General features: G+C 71.4%; 13 protein-coding genes. 2 read left to right on the plus strand and 11 right to left on the minus strand.

Annotation, left to right across the window (positions count from 1 at the left end; all coding sequences use genetic code 11):
• Positions 1-192 precede the first annotated feature (192 nt).
• From V1460_RS06630 to V1460_RS06680, 11 genes are all read right to left on the minus strand, one after another.
• The gene (locus V1460_RS06630) at positions 193-1,776 is read right to left on the minus strand and encodes an IS1182 family transposase (protein WP_338672703.1); all 1,584 of its coding nucleotides are present in this window, start codon (positions 1,774-1,776) and stop codon (positions 193-195) included.
• Between the two features lie 480 nt (positions 1,777-2,256).
• Positions 2,257-2,649, minus strand: coding sequence for a twitching motility protein PilT (locus V1460_RS06635; RefSeq protein WP_338672704.1), 393 nt, complete (start codon positions 2,647-2,649; stop codon positions 2,257-2,259).
• Complete coding sequence (locus V1460_RS06640) at positions 2,646-2,912, minus strand: hypothetical protein (RefSeq protein WP_338672706.1); 267 nt, start codon at positions 2,910-2,912, stop codon at positions 2,646-2,648. The genes V1460_RS06635 and V1460_RS06640 overlap by 4 nt, the downstream gene beginning before the upstream one ends.
• A gap of 120 nt (positions 2,913-3,032) precedes the next feature.
• Positions 3,033-3,356, minus strand: a complete 324-nt coding sequence (locus tag V1460_RS06645; protein WP_338672707.1) for a hypothetical protein — start codon at positions 3,354-3,356, stop codon at positions 3,033-3,035.
• Positions 3,356-3,520, minus strand: a complete 165-nt coding sequence (locus tag V1460_RS06650) for a GreA/GreB family elongation factor (protein WP_338672708.1) — start codon at positions 3,518-3,520, stop codon at positions 3,356-3,358. The genes V1460_RS06645 and V1460_RS06650 overlap by 1 nt, the downstream gene beginning before the upstream one ends.
• A 22-nt stretch (positions 3,521-3,542) precedes the next feature.
• Positions 3,543-3,893 carry a hypothetical protein gene (locus tag V1460_RS06655; RefSeq protein ID WP_338672710.1) on the minus strand — a complete coding sequence of 117 codons (351 nt, stop codon included), beginning with the start codon at positions 3,891-3,893 and terminating at the stop codon, positions 3,543-3,545.
• 153 nt (positions 3,894-4,046) lie between these two features.
• The gene (locus tag V1460_RS06660) at positions 4,047-5,462 is read right to left on the minus strand and encodes a serine/threonine-protein kinase (protein ID WP_338672711.1); all 1,416 of its coding nucleotides are present in this window, start codon (positions 5,460-5,462) and stop codon (positions 4,047-4,049) included.
• Entirely contained in the window at positions 5,459-6,271 is an 813-nt protein-coding gene (locus tag V1460_RS06665; protein WP_338672712.1) for a serine/threonine protein kinase, read from the minus strand. Before V1460_RS06665 ends, V1460_RS06660 begins: the two co-directional genes overlap by 4 nt.
• A 293-nt stretch (positions 6,272-6,564) precedes the next feature.
• Positions 6,565-8,592 (minus strand): family 43 glycosylhydrolase, encoded by a 2,028-nt coding sequence (locus V1460_RS06670; protein ID WP_338672714.1) that lies wholly within the window; start codon positions 8,590-8,592, stop codon positions 6,565-6,567.
• A 62-nt stretch (positions 8,593-8,654) separates the two neighbouring features.
• Positions 8,655-10,208 carry a peptidoglycan DD-metalloendopeptidase family protein gene (locus tag V1460_RS06675; protein WP_338672715.1) on the minus strand — a complete coding sequence of 518 codons (1,554 nt, stop codon included), beginning with the start codon at positions 10,206-10,208 and terminating at the stop codon, positions 8,655-8,657.
• A gap of 7 nt (positions 10,209-10,215) precedes the next feature.
• The gene (locus tag V1460_RS06680) at positions 10,216-11,205 is read right to left on the minus strand and encodes an esterase family protein (protein WP_338672716.1); all 990 of its coding nucleotides are present in this window, start codon (positions 11,203-11,205) and stop codon (positions 10,216-10,218) included.
• 219 nt (positions 11,206-11,424) lie between these two features.
• On the opposite strand from V1460_RS06680, the gene V1460_RS06685 reads away from it, so the two are divergent.
• Both V1460_RS06685 and V1460_RS06690 read left to right on the plus strand, forming a co-directional pair.
• Entirely contained in the window at positions 11,425-13,890 is a 2,466-nt protein-coding gene (locus V1460_RS06685; RefSeq protein ID WP_338672717.1) for a penicillin acylase family protein, read from the plus strand.
• A 96-nt stretch (positions 13,891-13,986) separates the two neighbouring features.
• The gene (locus tag V1460_RS06690; RefSeq protein WP_407077596.1) at positions 13,987-15,030 is read left to right on the plus strand and encodes an alpha/beta hydrolase; all 1,044 of its coding nucleotides are present in this window, start codon (positions 13,987-13,989) and stop codon (positions 15,028-15,030) included.
• Positions 15,031-15,128 lie beyond the last annotated feature (98 nt).

Here is a 15,128-nt window from a genome sequence, read left to right on the forward strand (position 1 = left end):
CAGCCTTCTAGGTGACTGGTGTTAAGCGGGTCGTCCTGGGCGTGCGGTGTCGCCGTTGGGGGTGTCAGGGTCGTGGTTGCTGGCTGGTGGTCGGGCGGCGTGTGGGTGGTTCGTGGCCGTCGTGGGGGCTGTTGGGGGCTTGGCACGGCCGCGTGCGGGTCGTTTGCATGGTCCAGGGCGCCCTCGGGACGGTCAGCCGGCGGCGACCGCCCACTTGTCACTGCCTGTGGACATGATTCCGAGCACGCCGAGCCGCGCGACGTTGACGGCGGCGGCCAGCAAGGAGAAGTCGGCGGCGATCTTGGCCCGGCCCCGCACCCGGGCGCGGCGTCCGCCGTGTCGCCGCCGCATCAGGTGGGCGATCTTGCGTTCGACCTTGGGGCGGGTGGCCCGGTAGGCGGCCAGCCAGACGGGGTCCGCACTGCGAGCCCGGCCCCGGGCCAGGTGTTCTTCGTGAGGGCCGATGGTGATGACGCGTCCGTTCCTGGCGGTAGTGCACTGCGCCGCAAGGGGGCAGGCGGCGCAGGCGGTCTTGAAGCAGGCCGCCCCACCGCCATCAGACTTCGGGCGGATCGCGGCGGTCACCTGGTTCGGGCAGGTGACCTGCCCTGCCTCCAGATCGATGGTGAAGGCGTCCTTGGAGAACCGCCCACCGGGCGCGTTGGCCGCCTGCACCTTGACCATCACCCGGGCGCCCGCGTCGTCCAGCTCGGCCAGCAGCGGCCCGGTCCCGTAAGCGGCGTCGCCGTAGACTTCGGCCCGCGCCTGGTCTGCCTGCTCGGCGGCAGGTGGTTGGAGAACGTCGGCGAGCAGGTCGGCGGCGGGCTCGGCATCGCCGGCGTTGCCCGCCGTGACCTCGGTCGCGGTGATGACCTCGCTGTCGGGTTCCTCGGCCACATGACCCTTGTAACCGTCGAAGGACCGGCGGACGGTCTTGTGGCCGTGCCGGGCCTCGGGATCAACCGTGGAGATGACCCGGTCCGCGGCCACCTTGCGGGCGATCTTGAAGACGCCCCCGTCCTGCTCCAGGTCCTGGCCCAGCACGGTGGCCAGCAACCGCGCGGCCTGGCCCACATCCCCGGGCACGGCCCGGCCGTCCAGCACGGTCAGCAGCGCGAACCCGTCACGGGCCCGCGAATCGATGAGGGCTTCCCGCTCGGCCGCGTCCGTCCAGTCGATGACCGGCTTGTCCGTGCTGGTGTAGGCGTCCCCGCTGGAGATCACCGCCCGCAGCTCGGCCCGCAGCACGTGATCGGCCGCCCGCAGCAGGCCGCGGATGGCCGAACGGATCAGCGTGATGGTGTCCTGCGTGGCCACCGCGTCATAGATCGGTGCCGAGTCCAGCACCCTCCTGCGGCCGACCAGTCCGGCCTGTGCAGCAACCTCTACCGTCCGCTCGAAGATCCGGTTCGGCCGGGCGGAAGCGGCAAGCCTCGCCCGCATGTCGACCAGCACGGTGTGCACGAACCCCGGATGGTCGAAGTCCAGCCCGCCGGCGGCGTACTTCCAGCGCACATCGAACGCGAACCGCTCGACCGCCTCGCGATCGGACAAACCCTCCAGACGCTGCAGGACCATCACGACCGCCACGATCATCGGCGGCACCGACCTGCGGCCGTCCTCGGCGAACAGATCGGCGAACATCTCATCGGGGAACAACGCCCGGCACTCGCGGTGCAGCACCGCGTAGATCGAGTTCGGCGCCAGCCGACCCTCGCAGAAACCCACTGTGGAGGAGAGCAACCCCGGCTGCATCGGAGTCCGGCCCACTGCCATCGCTCAACCTCTCCCCACACCCAGCGACCAACACCCCGCAGCCTGACACAGGACGAAGACCCAGCGCGAGCTCACACGATTAACACCAGTCACCTAGGGCGTGTTGCGAAAGTCCCTCCTGACCCGCGACGCCTGGCACGCACGCTCGCCGCGTTGTCGGAGTCATCCAAGTACGTCCGGTACGAGGATGATCCTCCGCCTTGCGATCGCACGCACCAGACGCCGCAGGCCCCGCCCTGCGGGCGGACGGAGCTACTTTCGCAACACGCCCTAGTGCAGGCGGTGGGTGGCAGCGCGCCGCGCGGTCCCGGCGCGGCCCTCGCCGTGGCCGGCGAGGGCCCCGTCATCGGTTCTGTCTCCGGCGGCTGCGGTGGGCGCGGTGTACGGAGATGCGCCGGCAGGCACTGGAGGCGGGTCGGAGCGTCACCGAGCAACTTCACCGCAGCGCGCTGTCGACGCTCTGGAAGGTGCGCTCGGAGGTCAGACGGTGCGGATGACGGGAGCGGGCTTGATGTCTTGGGCGTCGACGAGAGCACGGATGTCGTCTGGGTCGGAGGTCCAGATGATGGCGCCGAGGCTGGCGGCCATGACGACGACGGTGGCATCGACGATGTCGGCGGTGCCGGCTCTGCCGCAGAGGATGCCTGCGGCCTTGGCGGTGTCGAGGCCCACGGGCGCGACGTGGCAGCCGGCGAGGAACTTGCCGAGCCTGACCTGGCGGCGGGAGTCCCGCCAGGCCTGGCCGACGACGACGGAGGGGACGTGGATGTCCCGGCCGTCGTCGAGAGCCAGGCTGTGGCGGGCCCACATACGCCTGTCGTCGTTGTCGATGGCGATCAGCGCACCGGCGTCGTACAGGTAAGGGATGTTCATGCGGCCGATGCCCCCGTGCTGCTGAGATATTCGGCGTCGGCGTCGGCCATGTCGGCTCGGGCGGCGGCGAGCTCCTCCGGGGTGAAGGTACCCTGCTCCGCCTGCCACTCCTGGATCACGGCCCGGCCGGCCCGCAGCCGCAGTTCTCGCTCGGCTGCTCCGGCGACGAGCCGGGAAAGCGGGATGCCTTCCTCCTCGGCGGCACTGGCCAGGGCCTCGAACAGGGATTCATCGAGAGTAATGGTTACCTTCTTGCTCGCCATACGAACACCATAGCGCGGTATGGCGTAGAGCACTTACGGGTTTGGGGGATGTCCTCGACGTCCCGGACGAGCGGCCGAGCCCCGCCGCCCCCTGCGCGTGTGCCAGGCGCAGCGCCGGCATCAGACACTCCAGGACGGTTGTCCTCGTACGCGTGCAGTGTTCTCGTGATCGCGTCGCGCAGGGCGCCGTCGGCCGCTTCTGGGAGCCGCGCCAGGGGCACGCTCAGGTTCTCCAGCCGGGCCGTCGGCGGCACGCAGCACTCCGTAGACTCCGGGCAGCGTGCCGCCGGCCCACTCGGACAGGTCGGTCCGCTGGTGGTACTCCGGCCCGAACCAGCCGCCGACGACGCTCCGCACCCAGTCCTCGCCGTACAGCCCGGCCACGGCCACCAGCGCGTCCGCGTGTTCCGGTGTGAGCTGCCCGGCGTGGAACGGCTCCAGCATCAGTCCTGGATGTACCGGACGGTGACGCGCATGTGGGTGCCCCGCTCCGTCTCCCAGCTCACCTCATCCCCTACCTCTCGCCACATCAGCGCCTTCCCCAGTGGGGTGTCGGGGCTCAACCGCTCGGCCTCGTCACCCGCAAGCATCGCGATCTCGTACGTCATGATGCCGGGCTCGTCCGGATCCTCAACGCCGACGAGGCATCCAGGGACGACCATCGCCCCGCCCGTCAGGGAGAAAGTCAGGGACCGCTTGGTCGAGTAGGGCACGCAGGTGGCTGCGCCGCTCTTGCAGGGCTTGGCGCCGCCGGTCGTGGTCGGCCAGCTGGGCCTTCCTGGAGGACGAGTCCACGGCCACGATCTCCGGAAGTGGCTGGTCCAGCGCGTCCTGCACGCGCTGGAGCTCGCGCTGCACCCGTCGATGGGCGGCGACGCTGAGCCGGTCGACGGGGAGACGGAGGGAGGACCCGGCACCGCTGGGCACCGGGGATCCCGTGACGGCGGCGGGTTCGGCACCGTGGGTCGGCTGCCGTGGCACGGCCGGAAGCGTTTTCACGGGGGTCCGTCCTGCCGCTGGTCGTGCACGCAGCAGTTCCGTTGTGCGGCCGTCGGAAGCGCCGGCGTGGTGCCGGCGCCCGGCGGCGCGCCGTGAGGCGGTCGCGGTCGTGTCACCGCTCGGCGTCCCCACCGCTCACCGTCCGGTCACCGGGTGCGGGCAGTCCGGCAGCGACGGCTGGTCCCTGGTGCGTACGGCGGGGAGCCAGGCCGTGGGCGGAAGCGAGCCGGACGGCAGTCGGATCAGGTACCAGTCGGTGGAACGCGCGTTCTCCTCGTCGATGATGGGCTCGCCGCCGCCGAACCGGCAGTGTGCGACCAGGACGTCGCCGTGCCAGACCCGAGTCGCCACGACGTTGTCCGCGGTGTACGGCCGCGCGGGATCGACGGCGAGGCCCAGGCTGCACAGCCGGTCCCGGTCGGCACGCTCCTGGCAGCCGCGCTCCGCGTTGAACACCCGTACCGTGCCCGCCGTCGTACCCGCACGGCCACTCCCCGACGCGGTGGAGCCCTGCCGTACCGCGTCCGAGGACAGGGTCGTGCCGGCGATCCCGCACAGCGCGGTGGCCAGGACGGCGGCGCGGGCCCGGTGCCGCAGCCTCCGCCCCGCCACCGGCCCCGGCGGCCGCTGCCGGGCGGTGACACGGGCGAGCAGGCTCTCGGCGGTGTGCGGGGCGCGGGCCTCGTGGTTCGGGGCGAGGCAGTCGGAGGCGAGGGCGCGCCAGAACGGCGGGAGCTCGTGGCCCAGGCGCAGCGGGGCACGCCCCTGGCCGTATGCCTGGACCGAGGCGCCCCGCGCCATGGGGGTGGCACCGGGGAACGGCGAGCCGCTCGACGTGAACACCTCGTGAACGATGATGCCCAGGGCCCAGATGTCGGCGGTCGGCCTGACCCGTATGCCGAGCTCGCCGAGTGGCGCGCGCCAGCGCTCGGGCGGGAGGTAGTCCAGGGTGCCCATGGGCGGGGCGTACCCGTGGGTGCCGGTCAGTTCGGTGGCGAGGCCGAAGTCGGAGAGCTTCACGGAGCCGTCCCTGCCCAGCAGGATGTTCTCCGGCTTGAGATCGGCGTGGACCCAGCCCGAGCGGTGCAGATGGGCGAGCCCCTGGCAGATCCCGGCGATCAGTCGGCCGCGATCGGCCTCGGGCACCCCCGCGTCCAGGAGCTCCCGCAGACTGCCGGCGGCCCGCTCCATGACGAGCACGATCGCGCCCTCCAGGGCGGGGTGGTCGGGCGCGGCGAGCGCGAACGATTCCAGGAGTCCGATCAGCCGGGGATGTCCGGCCCTTCGCCCGAGTTCGACCTCACGGCGGGCGGACTCCACGATCCTGCGTGTCTGCAACGGGGCGAGGCCGGCGGTCGGCATGATCTTGAGCGCGGCGTCGGCGGGACGGTCGCCGGCCCCGTCTTCGGCCGGTCTCGCCGCGTAGACCGTGGACCAGCCGCCGGCGCCGATCAGTTCGGTCACAACCCAGTCGCCCACCTGGAAGCCGGGCGGGAGCTGATCCGCGCGGTCGTACTCCGCCGTGTCTCCCGGACCGTGCGTCCGGGTCATCGCGCGGCCTGCCGCCCCCGCCCGCCACCAGCCGCCGTCAGGGGTGGCAGCAGCGCGAGGTGTTCCTCACGTACGAGGCCGAAGCGGAGCGCGAGCCCGACGATCTCCTCCCGCTTGCCGTTGCGACGGTCGGCCTTGCCCGGTTCGTGGGCGGCCTGGCCGCTGATGCGCAGCTTCTCCTCGGCGAGGTAGTCGATGTGCGAGCTGACCGCCCGCGCGGTCAGCGCCCCGCAGGCGGCATGCCCCTTCAGCCGCTCGACGATCTGGGGGGTCGTGGGGACCGCGACCCGGGACTGGTCGCGCAGCCGCGGTTCGCAGAGGGCGACGAGGACCAGGAAGTACGTGGCCGTCTCGTCCAGCGAGTACGCGGTGACCGTGCTGGTCCCCCAGGGCAGTCCCATGACCTCCGGGTCGAGGTACAGGTGGTCGGGCGCGAACACCTGGAAGGAGACCGCGACGTCACCCCGAGTGGGCAGCACCACGCGGGAGAACTCGAAGGGGATGGGCGCCCCGACCCTGCGCGGCGGAACTCGCAGGTACTCGCCCGCTCCCTCCGGGTTCTCCACCAGATAGCTGTGGCTCGTGCTGTGATTCGTCAGTTGCCAGTGGTCGTCGGTCACCCGGATCTCCCCGGCGAGCCGCGAGATCGCCGGGTCGTCGAGGCACAGCTCCACGGGCACCCGGGGGGAGCCCCGTCCGAAGCGGGCGACCTCGCCCGCACGGAGCCGCAACGTCACACCGTCACCGTGCGGTGCGGAGCCGTCGGCGCTCCCGCTTCCCCGCGGCAGATGGACGACTACGCCACTCACCGCTTCCCCCGTTCCCCCGCGTCACTTGTCGGACGGGCGGAACGATACTCATCTCCCGGGGAGTTCACCGCCGTACTTCGGCCGGATCGCCGAAACCGGTCCCGGGCGGCGGACCGTTCGTGACCGGTGCGGAGCGAGGCGTTCCGGCCGGTGGGTCCACGCCGGGGGCGTGGGGCGAAGGGAGGGAGCCGAGGACGGGCGGGGCGCGGGTGCCCCCTCGGGCTGTTCGAACGCGAGCCCGACGGCTCGGTCCAGTTGGCGCGATCCGCACCCTCGGCGCGCTCCGCTGCCGCTCAGAGTGTGAGGCTGCCCGAGACCAGCGGTGCGACCGCCCGCTGTCCGAAGGCCGTCCATGGCCGCCAACCGCCACTCGGCCGCTCTTGGACCCGGGTCCGTACCCCGCCCGCGACGGTGACGGCGAATACGTGCTGCCGCCCGGTGGAGTCGAGCGCGGACGTCGGCGTCGCCGCGAGACGGAGACCCGGCTCGCCGAACTCCCCGCCCGGCGCCCAGTCCCCGCCCGGAGCGACCTGCCAGCGGTGGTCGAGCCGCGCGCCGCCGGGCGACAGCGAGAACGCCTCCAGGCGGCCGTCGGCGTTGGCGGCGAACGCCGGGGCGGCGGCGCTCCAGCCGAACAGCGGCAGCCACTCGGCCCAGCCGCCGCTCGCCACGGCCTGCCGCCGGGCGAAGGTGCCCACGCCGGACGGCCCGATCGCGGCGACCGTGAGTCGGCCGCTGCCGTCCCGGGCGACCCGGGGTGCGGCACCTGCGGCGGTGCCGTACGGGTGCCAGCCCGGGGTCCAGGCGCCGCCGGGGGTCTCCTGCCAACGGTGGCGGATGCCCGCGCCGCCGGGGGAGAGGACGAACACCTCCAGCCGGCCGTCGGCGTTGGCAGCGACCACCGGGGGTGCGCCCGCCGCCCCGCCGAAGCCGATCTCCCACGCGTCCCAGGCCAGTGCCCCCGCCGACCGCTGCCGCCGCCGCGCGACGGAGCCGCCGCCGGGGCTCAGCGCGAACACCTCCAAGCGGCCGTCGGCATCGTGGGCGACGGCCGGTGCGGCGCCCGCCGGGCCGCCGAACTCCTCCCACGGGTGCCAGCCGCCGTCCGGCCGCTGCACCCGGTGGTGCAGGTTCACCCCGCCGGGGGCGAGCGAGAACACCTCCAGCCTGCCGTCGGTGTTGCGGCCGAGGGTGGGCACCGCGCCGGCCGGCCCGCCGAACGGCTCCCACTCCGACCAGCTGTCGGTGTACGGGTCGGTTTGGACGCGCCGCAGCATCGACCGGTCGGCGGCGTCGAGCGCGAACACCGTGAGGCGGCCGAGCGTGTCGAGGCCGACCACCGGGTTGTCGGCGCTCTGCCACGGCGGCGGGGCGTCCCGCCAGTGCAGCTGCGCCACGTACAGCCCGTGCCGGAACCAGCCCGCCGCACTGGCGTGCCACGCGTCCCCGTCGCGGACCACCTCGACGGCGTGACCGGCGACATGGCCCGCGTATCCGGCAAGTCCGAAGTGGAAGGGGTCCCGGGACGCCAGGACGTCGGTCCCCTCGTAGCCGCCTCTGGGACCGATGAACAGGTAGTACCAGCCGTCCCGTTCGACGACGCACGGCGACTCGGTGACCGAGACGGTCGCGTCCGTGCTCGCGTCGGTGAACGCGACGCCCGGCTCGCTCCAGTTCAGCAGGTTGGCAGAGCGCCGGTACGCCACGACATGGTGGCCGCCCGGGCCCGACAGCTCGGTGTAGTACATGACCCATTCGGCGCCGATCCGCAGCACCATCGGGTCGCGCGCCGCGAGCCCCCGGAAGAGCGGTCCCGACGGTTCGCGGGTCCAGGTGAACAGATCGGTCGAGGTGGCGAGGTTGATGGCGGCTCCGGTCGCGCCGCCCGCGGCGTAGAACATCCAGTACCGGCCGTCGGCCTCGACGACGTGCGGGGCCCACAGATGTTCCTCGCCGTGGTACGACGGGTCGACGCTGAGCGCGGCGGCGTGGCTGGTCCACGGCCCGACCGGGCTCGGCGCGGAGGCGTGAGCGAAGGCGATCTCCTCGGCGCTGTTCGGTGATTCACCCCGCGGAGCGCTGTCCCCGACGATGCCGAACAGGTGCCAGCGCCCCTGGGCCTTCACCAGCGTGTGGTCGTTGAGATAGCGCGGGCCGGTGGAGGTGGAGGGGTCGTGGACGTATGTGAAGGGTCCGGCGCTCACCCACCGAGGGGGCGGTACGTCCCCGGATGCCGCGGCGCCTTTCGCGCCCAGGAACGGGAGCGTGGCCGCGCCGGCGGCCGCACCGCGCAAGAGACGCCGTCTGCTGATCGGGATCATGGGTCCTCCGGACGTACCGCGTGGCCGGCCGTGGCGCCGGGGCACGGCCGACCACGGGTGGGTCAGTCGAGGGCGGGGCCGGCGGTGTCGTTGACCCAGACCCAGTCGGACCAGGAGCTGAAGCCGGTCTGCCAGGTGTGGAAGGTGCCGACGGCGTTGGTGCCGAAGACCTCGATGCGCCCGTCGGCGTTGGAGGCGGCGGTGACCTCGGTGCCGCCGGTACCGAACGTGGCCCACTGGCTGTAGGGGGCGTTGAGACCGGTCTGCCAGATGTGCATGGCGGAGGTGCCGTTCAGCGCGAAGACCTCGACGCGGCCGTCGGGGGTGCGTTCGCTGGTGAGCTGCGCGTTCACGGGTCCACCGCCGGTGCCTTCCCAGCCAGACCAACTCGTCGGAGTGGTCTGGTACTTGTGGAACACGCCGGTCGGACCCGAGGCGAAGACCTCCAGACGACCGTCGGCGTTGTGGTCGACGGTCAGGTCGTGGCCGCCGCTCTCACCGAAGGTCGCCCAGTCGGACCAGCCGCCGTTGGGGGAGGTCTGGTACTTGTGCTCGAAGGTGCTGCCGTTGAGGGCGAAGACCTCCAGGCGTCCGTCGGGCGCCTTTCCCATTTCCACCCGGCTGTCGGCCGGTCCGCCGCCCGTGGGCTCCCACCCCGACCAGCCGCCGTTCGGGGCGAGTTGGTACCGGTGGAAGAGCCCGATCGGGCCCGACGCGTACACCTCGATCCGGCCGTCGGCATTGACACCGGCCGCGGCGTCACGGCCGCCCTCGCCGAAATTCTCCCAGTTCGACCAGCCGCCGGACGGGTTCAGCTGCCAACGGTGCTGGAAGATGACGCCGTTGAGGGCGAGGAGCTCCAGGCGGCCGTCGGCGTTGGGTGCGATGGCGAGCTGGGCGTTTCCGGGGCCGCCGAGGAACTCCCAGGACGACCAGTCGCCGTTGACCCGCTGCTGCCAGGCGTGGTGGATGCCGTCGGCTCCGGCGGCGAACACCTCCAGGCGCCCGTCCGCCGAACGCGCGGACACGACCCGGCCCGACTCCGCCGGGTAGACCGGCGGCTTGGGCCGCGGGCCGGGGCCCGGTGTGCAGGGCAGTACGATGTCCCGCTCCGCGAGGTGGACCTCGGGGTCGATGCCGTACGACGTGGACGGGTCGCCCCAGATCCGCAGATGGAGGTGGGGACCGGTGGAGTTCCCCTCGGAGCCCATCAGGGCGATCTGCTGCCCGGCCACGACCCGGTCGCCTTCGAAGACGTCCCGCCGGGACATGTGCCCGTACTCGGAGATCCTGCCGTCGGGGTGCTGGACCCGGATCCACTGGCCATAGCCGGACTCGTACCCGGAGATGGTCACCACGCCGTCACCGATGGCGTAGATCGGTGTGCCGACGGCATTGGCGATGTCCACGCCGTTGTGGCGGCTGTGGTAGTGCTGGGTCACGGTGCCGGCCGTCGGGCAGGACGCCCCGGCGGCGGCGGACGCGGCGACGGCCGCGCGGGACGGGGCGGCGGCAGTGGCGGGGGCTGCGGCCGTGACCGGCGTCGCCGACAGCAGCAGTGCAGCGGCCGTGGCGAGAAGACAGGTCAGAACGCTTCGGGGGCGTCTACGGAACATGAGGCGCTCACGCCTTGCGCAGCCGGGCGATGACACCGTCGATATCGCGCACCAGCATGTCGTGGCGGACGAAGTGGCCGCCGGGCAACTCGTGCCACTCGTGCGGGATGCCCGCGCTGCCGAGGGCGGCCCGGAACTCCCGCTGGCCCGCGAGAACCTGGGTCTCGTTGGCCGTGTCGAACCAGGAGACCGGGTCCGGGCTGGTGCCGGCTACCAGGAAGACCCGCTTGTGGCGGTAGCTCTCGATCCGCTGCATCGGGTTGTCGGCGTTCACCCGGGCCTCGTCCCAGAACGGCGCGCCGTAGACCGTGCCGCCTGCCAGGTCCAGCGTCCCCGAGGTGGCGTTGGCCCAGTGGACCACGAGACCGCTGTCCCGGCGCAGGCTGGCGGGGCCGGAGTGGGAGCTGACCGAGGCGAAGTGCCCCCAGTACTTGGCCGCGTACTTCAGCGCGCCGAAGCCGCCCATCGAGAAACCGGACACGGCACGGCCGTCGTACTCCGCGAACGTGCGGAAGTTCGCGTCGATCCACGGGATCAGCTGCTCGATGTGGAACGTCTCCCAGTTGCGCGGGCCGACGTTGGAGCTCACCGGGTTGGAGTACCAGCCGGCGCGGCCGCCGTCGGGCATGACGACGATGAGCCGCTTGCCCGCGGTCCAGTCGCGGATGCGCTCGCGGTCGAAGGTGATGAAGTCCTGGCCGTTGCCGCCCCCGTGGAAGAGATAGAGCACGGGGTAGGTGCGCCCGCTCCAGTGGTAGTCGTCCGGCAGGAGCACGTTGACGGCGGGGTTCCAGCCGATCGCGCTCGTCTGGAAGCGGTAGTACCACATACGGGGGTCGGCCTCGCCGCGCTCCACGATGCGCAGGCCGAAGCCGTCACCGACGGCGGCTGCGGAGGTCGCGCCGGCGAGGACGCCTCCGGCGCCGAGGGCCAGAGCGGCCGAAAGGCCGCCGGCGGACTTCAGGATGCTCCTACGGGTGGGCTGCTGCGCGCTCAACGTGTCCTCCTGGTCGGGAGTTATGGCTCGTGTGTGACGGCGAGGTGTCCGACGCGGCGGAAAGCGGCCGCGGCCGTGCGAACGGGCGTCCGGAACGTAGCAGCGCGAGACGGCCGGGGGACTCCGGAAGATTACGGAGGGACAGCCGACGGGCGCGTCGGCTATCCCTGGCCTGTCCGCGTTCGGACCAGGACCCGTACCCCAGGGAAGGACGGCTCGATGGCACGGAGGAGACACAGGGTGCGGCTGCCGATGGCCGTCCTGGCCGCGGCGGCGGTGATGAGCACGGTGGCGGCCACCGGATTGACAGCCGCGGCACCGGCCGCCGGCGGGCAGGGGCCGGCGCCGGAGAAGCCGACGATCCGCTACACCGAGTACGGAATCCCGCACATCGTCGCCTCGGACTGGGCGGGTCTCGGCACGGGCTACGGATACGCGGCGGCCAAGGACAACATCTGCACCCTGGCCGACACCTATCTGATGGTCAACGCCCAGAGGTCCCGCCATCTGGGGCCCGAGGGCAAGGCGAGCCCCGGCCAGAACCAGAACACCACCACCAACCTCAACAGCGACCTGTACTTCCAGAGGATCAAGGACAACCGGGTGGTGGAGCGGCTGCTCGCCGAGCCGGCCCCCAACGGCCCCGCGCCGGAGGTCACGGAGGCCATCCGCGGCTACGTCCAGGGCTACAACCGGTACCTGGCCGAGACGGGCGTGGACAACCTCTCCGACCCCGCCTGCCGCGGTGCGGACTGGGTGCGGCCGATCACCGAGATGGACGTCTACCGGCACGCCCATGCCGAGATCATCATGGGTAGCGCCGACGCGCTGCTGGACGGGCTGGTCAACGCAGCGCCTCCCGGAGCCACCGCAGCCTCGACGACGGCAGACCCGCCTGCCAAGACCGCCGAGAAGATCCGCGACGCGATGGCCGCGAGCCGTGAACAGAGCATGGGCAGCAACGCGTTGGCGGTCGGTTCGCAGGGTGTGTCCGGCGGCACGAGCATGCTGCTGGCCAACCCGCACTTCCCGTGGCAGGGCAAGAACCGCATGTGGCAGAGCCAGCTGACGATCCCGGGCAGGATCAATGTCTCCGGGGCCAGCCTGTTGGGCCTCCCCGCGATCAACATCGGCTACAACGAGAACGTCGCCTGGAGCCACACGGTCGCCACCGTCGCGCCGTTCGGCCTCTTCGACGTCCAGGTGGATCCGCTGAACCCCACCAAGTACCTGGTGGACGGCGCCTGGGAGCAGATGACCTCGCAGCAGGTCGCGGTCGACGTACGGAACGCGGACGGCACCCTCTCCCAGGTCACCAGGACCCTGTGGTCCACCCGCTACGGCCCGATCACCACCTCCGTGCAGGGCGTGCCCCTGCCCTGGGTGGTCAGCGCGCACGCGGTGCGCGACGCGAACCTCGACAACCTGCGCGCACTGAACACCTGGTTCCGACTCGACCAGGCCAAGGACGTCCACGACGTCGTCGACGCCCTGGAGAGCACTCAGGGAGTGCCCTTCTTCAACACCGTCGCCTCCGACCGCAAGGGCAACGCCCTGTACGCGGACATCCAGGCCACCCCGAACATCACCGACGAACACGCCCGGTCGTGTCTCACCGAGACGGGCAAGCTGCTGTTCAACCAGACGCTCCGGCTGCCGAACGTCCCGCCGATCTCCGTGTTCGACGGCAAGCGCAGCGCGTGCGACTGGCCCGACGACCCGAACGCGGCCGCGCCGGGCCTGCTGGACCCGAGGAAGCAGCCGCGCTTGATCCGTACCGACTTCGTGGGCAATGCCAACGACAGCCCCTGGCTGGCCAACCCCGAGCAGCCGTTGACCTTCCCCAGGGTGATGGGCGACAGCGCGGCGCCCCGCTCGCTGCGTACCCAGGAGCTCATCCTGACCGCGCAGAAGCGGATCGACGGCACCGACGGACTGCCGGGCAGGGGCTTCACCCCGGAGACCATGGGGCGGCTGCTCTTCGCCGACAACAGCCGGGCGGCCGACCTGGCCCTCAACACCACGGTGTCGATGTGCCGGAGCGTCCCCTTCGGGCTGGTTCTGGTGGACGGCAACCTGGTGAACGTGAGCGAGGCGTGCCCGATCTTGGCCGCTTGGAAGAGCCATGACTACACGTCGGACAGCAGCGGCTCCTGGCTGTTCGCGCACTACTGGTCCTTCATTCTCGGAGGACAGGGGATCGAGAAGCTGCCGTGGCGGGTGCCCTTCGACCCCAAGGACCCCGTGCACACGCCGAATTCGCTGGACTCCGGCAGCTCTGTCCTCCGTGACGCCCTCGGCCGGGCCGTTCTCGCGCTGCGCAGGGCGGGCATCCCGCTGAACGCCCGGCTGTCGGACGTCCAGAAGATCACCCGTGGGGGAGATCAGATCCCGATCCACGGCTCGATCGGCCAACTGGGGGTGCTGAACGTGGTCACGCCCGGTCAGGTTGACGGAAAGTTCGACATCGTCTACGGATCGAGCTTCATCCAGCAGGTCCTGTTCACCGCCGACGGGCCGCCGCAGGCGCTCTCCGTCCTGGCTTACTCCCAGTCGGCCGACCCCACCTCACCGCACCACATCGACCAGACGAAGTTGTTCTCGGCCGGACAGTGGGTGACTGAGCGCTTCACCGAGGAACAGATCGCGGCTTCACCGGAACTGCGGATCAAGGTCCTGAGCTGACGTGCACCTGAGCTGACGTGCACCCATGACCGACACCTCATGAGGGAGAACGTTGTGACGAGACGAGCGAACTGGTGGCGACTGGGGGCGGCGTGGATGCTCGCCGCCGCGGCCATGGTCGCGCCGGCGGGTTCGGTCCAGGCCGCCGACGGCGGCACTGTGCCGCCGCCGATGCCGAACGGCTTCGGCCTGACCCAGGTCGACACGGCGAAGGGCAGCGCCACGAACTTCTACCTGACGGTGACCACGCCCGAGGTCGCCGGCGAGCAGCACATCAAGATCATTCTTCCGAGCGGATATCACGACGACCACTCCCGGCGCTACCCGGTGGTGTACTTCCTGCACGGCTCGCCGGACGACCCGATCCATCAGGACTATCCGGCGCTCTCCATGTCGGACTCCATGATCACCGTCATTCCGGACGGCGGCGCCCGAGGCTGGTACGCGAACTGGCTCAACCAGAAGACCGCGGCCGGTGCCCAGAACTGGGAGAACTTCCACCTCAAGCAGGTGATCCCGTACATCGACGCGAACCTGAGGACCATCCCCACCAAGAAGGCGCGGGCCGTCGTCGGCGTCTCCATGGGCGGCTTCGGCGCCTTCCGCTACGCCCAGGCGCGCCCGGACCTGTTCAGTCAGACCGCGTCCCTGTCGGGCGACATCGACCTGTCGGTCAGGTCCATGGACCTGAGGCTCGCCGTCGTCGCCTCGCTGATCGACGCACAGGGCGCCATCTGCGGCTCGGCGTCCGGTGCCTGCGACCCGAAGGACTCCCCGTACAAGCCAGGCGTGGACAGCGACGCCGCGTTCGGCTCTCCGTACCCGGTGTTCAACGCCGACCGGCGGTGGAACGAGGTCGACCCCTCGCAGCACATGGACAGGCTCAAGACGGGCGGCGTCGGCGTCTCCCTCTACGTCGGCAACGGCGGCGGCTCGCCCACCGACATCGAGTTCTGGCTCGAAGGAGCGGCCAAGCACGTCAAGAACGCGATGGACGCCCTCGGTATGTCGTACCACTACGTCAACTACGGCGACGGTTCCGGCTGGGGCACGCTGTGCGACGGGGGCCACAACGGCGGCTGTTGGGAAGAGTCCCTCCGGGACCTGATCCCCAGGCTGGAGAGGTCCTTCACCTCCTGAAGCGGACCCGGCCCGCACGGGACGACGGCCAACGCGACGCCGGTCGTCGTCCCGTGCGGGCCGGGCGGGAGCCGCACACTCCCTCGACCTCATCCGGT

The sequence above is a fragment of the Streptomyces sp. SCSIO 30461 genome (genome assembly GCF_037023745.1).
Classification (GTDB): Bacteria; Actinomycetota; Actinomycetes; order Streptomycetales; family Streptomycetaceae; genus Streptomyces.

Bases quoted from the DNA above. Each gene is read 5' to 3' on its own strand.
- V1460_RS06630 (WP_338672703.1), bottom strand. From the start codon at position 1,776: ATGGCAGTGGGCCGGACTCCGATGCAGCCGGGGTTGCTCTCCTCCACA.
- V1460_RS06635 (WP_338672704.1), bottom strand. From the start codon at position 2,649: ATGAACATCCCTTACCTGTACGACGCCGGTGCGCTGATCGCCATCGAC.
- V1460_RS06640 (WP_338672706.1), bottom strand. From the start codon at position 2,912: ATGGCGAGCAAGAAGGTAACCATTACTCTCGATGAATCCCTGTTCGAG.
- V1460_RS06645 (WP_338672707.1), bottom strand. From the start codon at position 3,356: ATGCTGGAGCCGTTCCACGCCGGGCAGCTCACACCGGAACACGCGGAC.
- V1460_RS06650 (WP_338672708.1), bottom strand. From the start codon at position 3,520: ATGACGTACGAGATCGCGATGCTTGCGGGTGACGAGGCCGAGCGGTTG.
- V1460_RS06660 (WP_338672711.1), bottom strand. From the start codon at position 5,462: ATGACCCGGACGCACGGTCCGGGAGACACGGCGGAGTACGACCGCGCG.
- V1460_RS06670 (WP_338672714.1), bottom strand. From the start codon at position 8,592: ATGATCCCGATCAGCAGACGGCGTCTCTTGCGCGGTGCGGCCGCCGGC.
- V1460_RS06675 (WP_338672715.1), bottom strand. From the start codon at position 10,208: ATGTTCCGTAGACGCCCCCGAAGCGTTCTGACCTGTCTTCTCGCCACG.
- V1460_RS06685 (WP_338672717.1), top strand. From the start codon at position 11,425: ATGGCACGGAGGAGACACAGGGTGCGGCTGCCGATGGCCGTCCTGGCC.
- V1460_RS06690 (WP_407077596.1), top strand. From the start codon at position 13,987: ATGCTCGCCGCCGCGGCCATGGTCGCGCCGGCGGGTTCGGTCCAGGCC.